This is a genomic window from Kitasatospora nipponensis (assembly GCF_039528135.1).
GTDB classification, from domain to species: Bacteria; Actinomycetota; Actinomycetes; order Streptomycetales; family Streptomycetaceae; genus Kitasatospora; species Kitasatospora nipponensis.
Genome location: NZ_BAAALF010000886.1, coordinates 1 through 605 on the forward strand (window position 1 = coordinate 1; position 605 = coordinate 605).

Annotated in this window: 1 protein-coding gene; it reads right to left on the reverse strand. The window is 66.6% G+C overall.

The window, feature by feature from the left end:
- Positions 1-467 (reverse strand): DUF4240 domain-containing protein (locus tag ABD323_RS43870; RefSeq protein ID WP_344447589.1); only part of this gene is annotated, 467 nt, incomplete at its 3' end.
- Positions 468-605 lie beyond the last annotated feature (138 nt).

The window sequence follows — 605 nt, forward strand, 5'->3', positions numbered from 1 at the left end:
CCCTCCGCCCCGGTCACCTGCTCGAATGCCTCCTCGTGGACGTAGAGCAGCTCCTCGCAGTGTCGTGCGGTGAACGGTGCGAACCGTTCCGGATGGCCGAAGATGCTCTCGTATACCTGGCGGCCGGCGGCCACAACGGCAGCCCGGGAGCAGAGGAAGCCGTCGTCCGACTGCGGGAACGGCGAACCGTCGGGCCCTGCCATCCCGAGGACGGGCTGTGTGCCGAAGTCCGCTTGGTCCAACCGGTAGAGAGCTTCCGCGAGACGCTCACCAAAGCCGATGATCTGGCCCACCGGCTCGCGCGAAAGCGTCTCCGTCAGGCGCGCGCAGGCCTCTTCGAAACCCTGACACGTCTCAGTGCCGGCCTCGCCGCCGAGAACCTCGACGAGCTGCCAGAACCGCCCCCACGTCATCACCGGCAGGCCGGGGTCAGCGCCACTGTTCAGAGGTGTCGTCGAATCGTTCACGGTGTGATCACCGTCATCCTCTGCACCAGTCGCCAGACCTGGCCCTCGAATCCCATCCCATCCGCCCCTGTCGTCCGCTGCCATTCCTTGCTGCTTGGCAGCATCACATGCCCCTGCGACACGAGGTGCCGGGAAACG